Raw genomic sequence first — 8,129 nt, 5'->3', positions numbered from 1 at the left:
ATCGACAAATTCATCTTTTGCCTTGAAAATTGACGCTTGCCTTATTGTCCTTCTTTGCCGTCCCAGATAAGCTCAAATAAAACCATATAAAAAGCTCTGCTTACTTCTACTTGACAATGAAGGTGAATATTAATGAAATCAGAATCCTAATGCTATATCGGAGGAATGGAGAATTGAGGATAAATCCCCGTTCTATGCTGTATGGAACGTTCATCTTAGCCGGGGCAAATGTCCTGGTCCGAATCATCGGATTTGTATATCAAATAGCGTTGAGCCGACTGTTGGGGCCTGAAGGCATGGGAGTATACCAGCTAATATTCCCCCCATATACCATTGCGCTGGCTTTGACCACCTCCGGCATACCGGTTGCCGTCTCGCGTTTGGTGGCATCCAGCAGCGCCACAGGTCACAGCGGGGAAGTCAAAAAAGTTGTATCTACAGCCCTATCAATAGTGCTGGGGCTTGGCATAATCCTTTGTGCCCTAGTCCTTGCAAACCTTGACTGGATTGCCCATGCCATATTAAAGGATCCGCGTACTCGCCTGCCGCTATTCATTCTCTTTCCTTGCATCATCATCACCGGCATGGGGGCAACATTTAAAGGCTATTTCTACGGCATAAAGCACACGCACCGGCCGGCCTTTGCCGAAATATTGGAACAACTGGTCCGCATCGCAACCGTCATATTAACACTTTTATGGCTAAAGCCGCAAGGATATGAAAGGTCAGCCATGGTCATCGTATTCGGCGTCGTCATAGGGGAACTTACAAGCCTATTCTACCTTCACGCTCAATACCATTACTCCGTCAAGACATTAAAAGGGTATACCAAAACCCCATCCGTTCATTCTTTAATTAAAAGCATTGGCGCCATAGCTGTTCCCGTAACCCTTACCAGGCTTATAACCACTTCAATAAACTCCATCAACACCATCCTGATTCCTCAGCGCCTGATGGCCAGCGGCCTGACCAACAGCCAGGCGGTATCGCTGTTTGGCATCGTATCTGGAATGGTAATGCCCTTGCTCTTCATCCCCTTCACTATTACCAATGCGCTTTCCACCGTCATAATACCCCACCTTTCTGAAGATATGGCCCTCGGAAACTGGCAAGCCATACGCAGCAACATTTCACGCGCCATCCAGCTGACCTCGATAGTCGCTTTTGCTGCTACTGCCGCTCTGCTATCCCTTGGGCAGCCCATCGGAATAGCCTTGTATCGCCAATCCCAGGTAGGACAACTGCTAACTCCCCTTACCCTGAGCGTGGTATTTCTTGCCCTCCAGCATACCCTAAGCGCAGCTTTAAACGGCCTGGACAGGCAAAAGCGCTCAACGCTAAACCTCTTCATAGGTGGAGTTATCCAGCTCTGCTGCACCTGGTTTTTGGTGTCCCATCCGGCTTTAAGGATATACGGATTCATCATTGGTTTCAACCTGCGGAACATAGCGGTATTCATCCTGAACTTTGGAACAGTAAAAAAGCTTACCAAGCTTGAGATAAGGTGGGCCGACTGGTTTTTTAAACCGGCTTTTGCCGCCCTAGTCATGGCTTCCTTAGGGCGATGCGCCTTTAACCTGTCGCTACATGCCGGCTTACCCCTCATAGCATCGCTAGCCTTAGCGATAATAACCGGCGCTGCCTTTTTCTTAATTTCTCTTTATTCGGTAAATGGAATACCGAGAATAAAAGGCCGGCAAAAAGATAAGGCTCCTCGTACAACCACAGGTCTATGAGGAGCCTTAAAATCCAAAACCTTTAAAGCATATGATCTTATGCTAGGATTAACCTTATCTCACTTCGTCTGCCTTTCCGGCGCAACCCAATACGTTTACCAGCTTGTGCTTTACAAGCTCTTTAATGGCCTCTCTAGCAGGCCCTAAATACTGCCTCGGATCAAAATGGCTGGGATTGTTTGCAAAATATTCTCTGATGGTAGCAGTCATTGCAAGCCTCAAATCGGAATCGATGTTTATCTTGCAAACGGCCATGGACGCCGCCTTCCTCAGCATGTCTTCCGGTACGCCCTTGGCTCCCGGCATCTGACCGCCGTACTTATTGATCTTCTCAACGAGTTCGGGTATTACCGAGGAAGCGCCGTGCAGAACAATTGGAAAACCGGGTAACCTCTTTTGAATCTCCTCAAGAATGTCAAATCTCAGCCTCGGCTCACCCTTGAACTTGTACGCTCCATGGCTTGTCCCTATAGCAACCGCCAGGGAGTCAACCCCTGTCCTCTCGACAAACTCAGCAGCTTGATCTGGATCGGTAAAGAAAGCCTCTTCCTCGGATACATTCACAGCGTCTTCAATCCCCGCAAGCCTTCCCAGCTCGCCCTCCACAACTACGCCTCTCTCATGAGCGTAATCCACTACCTTCTTGGTCAAGGCGATGTTTTCCTCAAAAGGAAGGTGTGAACCGTCAATCATAACAGATGTAAACCCGCCGTCAATGCAAGCCTTACAGAGCTCAAAGCTGTCACCGTGGTCCAGGTGAACACAGATTGGGAGGTCAGTTTCAATCAAGGCGGCCTCAATGAGTTTCATAAGATATGTATGCTTTGCGTATCTTCGTGCACCGGCAGACACCTGCAAAATCAAGGGAGCATTTACTTCCTTAGCAGCCTCGGTAATACCTTGAATGATTTCCATGTTGTTGACATTGAAGGCCCCAATGGCATAACCGCCTTCATAAGCCTTTTCAAACATTTTTTTTGTAGTCACCAATGGCATAGTGCAACAACCCCTTTTCTAATTTTATTTTTATTTTTCACAATTGAGTGAGCATGTGATTAAGCTAACCTTTTTAATCACAATAATTTTATCACATCTTCGTTTAAAATCAAGGTCATTTTAAAATTTTTACTTCCAAATCATTCCAAAGAAAAATAATTTATTGGATTTTAATGCAGAAAAATTGCTTTTTTAGATTAAATATGGTATATTTTATAAAGTATCTGAGTGAAATTGTAAAAAGTAACAAAGAAAACTCATGTTTCACGAAAAATTAACACCTAATTAACATCATAAGATAAAAAAGTTTAAAAAGGGAGGTTTACCAAACAATGGGTGAATTGAGGGGAGCTTGTATACTTGGACAGTCAGGTGGGCCTACCGCCGTCATCAATGCCACGGCAGCTGGAGTTATCCAGGAAGCGTTGAAGCAAGATTGCATAACCGCAGTATATGGAGCAGCTCACGGCATCCAGGGCATATTAAACGAAAAATTCTATGATATGAGCAAAGAAGACCCATATGAGCTGGACCTTCTTAAAACCACGCCATCGTCCTTATTGGGTTCGGTGCGTTATAAGCTGAAAGACCCCGATGAGGATGACACCGAATACAAAAAACTGCTGGAAATCTTCAAAAAATACAACATCAGATACTTCTTCTATAATGGCGGTAACGACTCCATGGACACTTGCAACAAGATAAGCAAGTACATGCAAAAAGTGGGTTATGAGTGCAGGGTAATAGGCGTTCCTAAAACCATTGACAACGACCTGTGGGGTACCGACCATTGTCCGGGTTATGGCAGTGCAGCTAAATACATAGCAACATCCACCATGGAAATCTATCTGGATGTAAGGGCATACGATACAAAAATGATCACGGTATTGGAGATAATGGGAAGAAACGCCGGTTGGCTCACTGCAGCATCAGCGCTGGCTGGCGTACAAGGATACGGTCCAGACCTCATATACTTGCCCGAGATTCCGTTTGACCTCGATAAATTCATAGACGAGGTAATGGAAGTATATGAGAAAAAGAAAAATATTATCGTAGCCGTATCCGAAGGCGTGCGAGACAAAGACGGCAAATACATCTTTGAATACGGTGGCGTGCTCAATAAACATACAGATGCTTTCGGGCACGTCCAACTGGGTGGCCTTGCAGCTACCTTAGCGGGAATATTGAAGCAAAAAACGGGAGCCAAGGTTCGCGGTATCGAATTCAGCCTGCTTCAGAGATGTGCATCCCATGTTGCTTCTCTGACTGACGTAAATGAAGCTTACCTTGCTGGACAAGCCGCTGTTCAGTATGCGGTGCAGGGCGTAACCGACAAGATGGTGGCCTTTGAGCGGGAAGAAGGTCCGGAGTACAAGTGCAACATCAAATTGGTCAATCTGACCGATGTTGCCAACGTAGAGAAGAAGGTACCGCGTGAATGGATAAACGAAAATGGCAATGGCGTCACCGAGGAGTTTATCAAGTATGCTATGCCGCTTATCCAAGGCGAATCCAGACCTCCCTTCGAAAACGGCTTGCCAAGGTTTGCAAGGTTGAAAAAGATTTTAGCAACAAAATAAGCTCATAATCAAACGAAAAGGGGAACTCAATGCCCCTTTTCGTTGTTATTTCACCTTTTTTTAATATTTTAATGCTAGATAAATCTTTTGCCTGGCAATTAAGCTCATAATGCCGAGGCCAAATGGCTATTACAAATACAGTCTTAAGAAAAGGAGGCTAAAACATTGAAATTTGAATTGTTGCACCCAGCTGACCAAATAGTGATGATCATGGAAAGGATATATCGCTACGGTATGACTACCACCTCGGGTGGCAACATATCAATCCTTGACGACAACGGCGATATATGGATAACCCCAAGCGGGATTGACAAGGGCTCACTGCACCGAAATGACATAATACGCGTGAAACCTGATGGTACCATAGATGGAATCCACAAACCTTCCATTGAACTTCCCTTTCACGAGATGATCTATCAAAAAAGGCCTGATATAAAAGCCATTATTCATGCCCACCCACCCGCCCTCGTAGCCTTCAGCATAGTGCGCCAAATCCCCAACACGAGGCTCATACCTAACGTTCATCTGATATGCGGTCCAGTCGGCATAGCGGAATACGGCCTGCCAGGAAGCAAGGACCTGGGCAAAAAGATTGCGGACCAGTTTGAAAAGGGCTTTAAAACCGTTATACTCGAAAATCACGGGGTAGTGACGGGTGGCAAAAACCTGTTTGAAGCATTTATGGCCTTTGAAACGCTGGACTTTTGCGCCAGGCTTGAGCTCAAAGGCCGTAGACTGGGAACCTTACATAGCCTGACCGATAGGCACATTGAAATATCCAAAAACAAGCAGGATGTCACCTTAAACGAGTTCATCCCCAAAAGGTTTAGCAGCGAAGAAAGGGCAGCCAGGCGAGAGATGTGCCAGCTCATACATCGCGCATATGACCAGCAGCTCTTCACCAGCACGCAGGGTACCTTCTCGCAAAGGCTAAGCGATGGCTCCTTTATCATCACTCCATACGGCAAAGACAGGAAGTATCTCACCGAAGAAGACCTGGTACGCATTGAAAACGGATGGAAGGAAGCAGGAAAGAATCCCAGCCGCTCGGTCCTGCTTCACAAAGCCATATACGATAAGCACCCCCACATCAATTCGGTACTCATCGCACATCCGCCCAACATCATGGCTTTTGCCGTCACCGATGCAACCTTTGAGACCAAGACTATCCCAGAAAGCTATATAATGCTGCGAAACATACCCAAATTGCCATTTGGATGCACCTTCATGCAGCCCGAGATGACAGCAGATGCATTTTCCAAGGAGACATCGGTGGTGCTGGTAGAAAACGACTGCGTTATCGTGACCGGCAGCAGCCTGCTCAATGCCTTCGACAAGCTGGAAGTGGCCGAATACAGCGCCAAAGCCATCATAGCGGCAAGAGATTTGGGGGAGCTTGTAACCATCAATGACCAGCAGCTAGCTGAGATTAAAGAAGCCTTTAAGCTATAACACCGCAATTATTCGCCCCTGGCGAAGTCGGTATATCCAATGCGCTATCCTTCGCCAAGAGCCTTGCCTACTATCAAAGATATTTTATATAGCACCTTCTCCGCTTATGTTGCCTAGAATTGAAATATCGCCACTGGGAGCGAACCTTCACATTGGATTCAAGTTGGGGATTGCACTCGGCTTTGACTATACCGTTTCGAACACAATTCTTGTGAATCTCGCTCATCAGGATGGCATTTACTCCTTTGCCCTGCAGTTCAGGCTTTACCGCCACCAGGCATAAATCGATGATATCGTTCTTCTTCAACGCTTTTAAGATATGGAGAAAGCCAAACGGGAAAAGCCTTCCGTTGGCCTTTCTCATTGCCCGCGTCAATGATGGAAATGCAATGGCAAACGCCACTACTTCGTCATATCGATTTAGGACTACCTTCACGTAATCCGGGTTTATGAAGCTAAAATACTGTTTGGTATACAGCTCTACCTGCTTATCGCTTAACGGTACTACGGCGTAAAGGTCCTTATAGGCCTCATTTAACAAGTTGAAAATGCCCTTGACATAAGGGAGAAAATCTTTAGGCCTTTTGGCGTCCAATACCTTGAGATTAAACCTCCTTAAGGCATCCTGGGACGCCCTTTGTATAACCTCGGGTAGCTGCTGCGGAACCTCCAATTCGTATTCAAGCCAATCTACATCTTTAACGTAGCCGTTGTTTTCCAGATGAACTGGATAGTACGGATAATTATAGATGGTAGTAAAGGTACCCATCTCATCAAATCCTTCTACCAGCATACCCTCTTTGTCAAGGTCGCAAAAGCCCAGAGGGCCATGTATGCCCGTCATTCCCTTTTCCCTTGCCCAATTTTCTACAGTTTCAAGTAATGCTTTTGATACCTCAGGATCATCTATAAAATCTATCCATCCAAAGCGTGCATTCTTTTGTCCCCACTTCTCTATGTATCTATAATTTATTATACCGGCAATCCGCCCCACAACCTTGCCATCTTTAAACGCCAACCAATATTTGGCTTCACAATACTCAAAAGCGGGATTCTTATCCTGGCGAAGGGTGTTCATCTCGTCCAGCACAAGAGGTGGCACCCAGTATTTGTTTCCCGCGTACAACTTATAGGGGAAATAGATAAAGCGCTTTAAATCCTTTAGCGATTTAACCTCTTTTATCTCTACCACGTTATGACCCCCTCACGTGTGTTTGACATTCCATCAATTTTTGTCTGGATCCCACTGTTCAAGCCGTTGCATAAATATAGAGTAAAGCTCCTCTTTGCTGTATTGGAGATGATAAGCCTCGATAAACAGATAATCCAATATTCTGTTCATAAATTCCGAGCGCTGCTGGGCTGAAACCTTAAGAGTCGTTTTGCCCACAAATGCTCCGATTCCACGGGTGGTACGTATGATGCCCTCCCTCTCCAGTTCCTGATAAGCCCGCGCCACAGTATTGGGGTTTACCCCCAGCTGGCGGCTGAGCTTCCTTACGGAAGGGAGCTTATCGCCGGGTGCGAGGACCTTGCTGGCAATGAGCCCCTTTATTTGAATTATGATTTGCATATAAATGGGTATGGGCGCATCAGGATCGATGACAATATTTAGGGATCTGCTTTTCAACTTCATGTTATTCTCCTCTCCCCCAAATAGCCAGCCCCATCACCGCATAACAACAAACTCCGCACTGATATAAATTGAATATGTGTGTATTAGTGAATTGGTACACTATTACACTAGCACAGCACTATGGCAATGTCAATATCTTTTATCACACAAAATTCGTGTTGTTCGACTGCTTTAAATTCATATGTGTATAGGGCCAAAAAAACAAACGCCCATGCATTTGCGCATGGACGCTATCGGTTAAAATCCAATTGGTCAATGCAAATTTATTAAATATTCAAAGGTTAATCCAAAGGCAGGCGTTCCAAACAGTATTCCTGCTATGATGAGCAATCTGAAGGCCTCCCAATAGGTGATCTCCCGAACCCCAAATATCCTGGTTATGGTGATATTCCACAACCACTGCAGCAAGGCGCTTAGCCCAAGACACAAGGCAATTGCCAACGCTATAAATCCCACCACTACCATGGTTTATCTCCCTTCCCTTTATTTATTAAAAAAGCTATCCACAGCACAATGCCGCCCTTCACTTTCCCCGTTGGCTCACTTTAGATATTCCCGGTTTACGATATATGGGCATTCCTTCCCTGTTAAAACGTCGATGAGGTTTTTGACAGCCATATTGGCCATGGCTTTTATAGCATCCACCGTGCTAAAACCTATAAGGATAATCAATCAAAAATTTGCTTCACATACTGCTGTATTGCTTAAGGAGTTGCTGTTTCAATTCCC

The 8,129-nt window shown here is 45.5% G+C and carries 7 protein-coding genes; 3 read left to right on the top strand and 4 right to left on the bottom strand.

Translation table 11 applies throughout. The features are described from left to right. The first annotated feature begins 116 nt into the window (after nt 1-116). Entirely contained in the window at nt 117-1,736 is a 1,620-nt protein-coding gene (gene spoVB, locus FWJ59_RS06440; RefSeq protein WP_414481144.1) for a stage V sporulation protein B, read from the top strand. Nucleotides 1,737-1,790: 54 nt separating this feature from the next. Here the strand turns inward: spoVB and fba are convergent, their stop codons facing one another. Next, nucleotides 1,791-2,732 (bottom strand): class II fructose-1,6-bisphosphate aldolase, encoded by a 942-nt coding sequence (gene fba / locus FWJ59_RS06435; protein ID WP_414481143.1) that lies wholly within the window; start codon nt 2,730-2,732, stop codon nt 1,791-1,793. A 332-nt stretch (nt 2,733-3,064) separates the two neighbouring features. Between fba and FWJ59_RS06430 the strand changes: the two genes are divergently transcribed. Both FWJ59_RS06430 and FWJ59_RS06425 read left to right on the top strand, forming a co-directional pair. Next, on the top strand, nt 3,065-4,312 hold the full coding sequence (locus FWJ59_RS06430) for a 6-phosphofructokinase (protein WP_414481142.1): 1,248 nt from the start codon (nt 3,065-3,067) through the stop codon (nt 4,310-4,312). Nucleotides 4,313-4,477: 165 nt separating this feature from the next. Further along, a complete protein-coding gene (locus tag FWJ59_RS06425) occupies nt 4,478-5,764 on the top strand; it encodes a class II aldolase/adducin family protein (protein ID WP_414481141.1) in 1,287 nt (428 codons plus the stop codon). A gap of 73 nt (nt 5,765-5,837) precedes the next feature. On the opposite strand, the gene FWJ59_RS06420 is transcribed toward FWJ59_RS06425, so the two are convergent. The 3 genes from FWJ59_RS06420 to FWJ59_RS06410 form a co-directional block, all read right to left on the bottom strand. Next, on the bottom strand, nt 5,838-6,956 hold the full coding sequence (locus FWJ59_RS06420; protein WP_414481140.1) for a GNAT family N-acetyltransferase: 1,119 nt from the start codon (nt 6,954-6,956) through the stop codon (nt 5,838-5,840). Nucleotides 6,957-6,989: 33 nt separating this feature from the next. Continuing rightward, nucleotides 6,990-7,400: a GntR family transcriptional regulator gene (locus FWJ59_RS06415; protein WP_414481139.1), complete on the bottom strand. Its 411-nt coding sequence runs from the start codon at nt 7,398-7,400 to the stop codon at nt 6,990-6,992. Between the two features lie 252 nt (nt 7,401-7,652). Beyond that, entirely contained in the window at nt 7,653-7,865 is a 213-nt protein-coding gene (locus tag FWJ59_RS06410; RefSeq protein ID WP_414481138.1) for a hypothetical protein, read from the bottom strand. Nucleotides 7,866-8,129 lie beyond the last annotated feature (264 nt).

It is taken from the genome of Caldicoprobacter sp. (assembly GCF_047459465.1).
In the GTDB taxonomy this organism is placed as follows: Bacteria; Bacillota; Clostridia; order Caldicoprobacterales; family Caldicoprobacteraceae; genus Caldicoprobacter.
The sequence above is the reverse complement of the archived record's forward strand: the minus strand, read 5'-3'. Positions and strand labels throughout refer to the sequence as shown.